The 280-nt window shown below is 36.8% G+C and carries 1 pseudogene; it reads right to left on the bottom strand.

The window, feature by feature from the left end:
- Positions 1 to 50: 50 nt before the first annotated feature.
- Positions 51 to 280, bottom strand: a pseudogene (locus tag AAEZ03_RS27010) (UDP-glucose 6-dehydrogenase); the annotation flags it as partial.

The following is a 280-nucleotide window of genomic DNA, read 5'->3' as shown; positions in this document are numbered from 1 at the left end:
AAACATACGTTCATTATAATAACTTCTTTGTTTTGAATATTATAAAATGGTTAGTCGCTCCCAAATAAATCGCGAGTGGATACCTTGTCCGCGACATCTTCTATATCAGCAGAAAGTCTATTGGCTACGATAACATCACTAATTGATTTGAACTCTTCCAAGTCCTTTATCACTTTTGAGTTAAAAAACTCACTCTCTTCCAGCACTGGCTCATATACCACGACTTCTATGCCTTTTGCTTTGATGCGCTTCATAATACCTTGTATCGCAGAAGCTCTAA

The organism is Pseudomonas sp. HY2-MNA-CIBAN-0224, from assembly GCF_040310285.1.
GTDB classification, from domain to species: domain Bacteria; phylum Pseudomonadota; class Gammaproteobacteria; order Pseudomonadales; family Pseudomonadaceae; genus Aquipseudomonas; species Aquipseudomonas helleri.
This window is presented reverse-complemented; position numbering and strand designations above follow the sequence as displayed.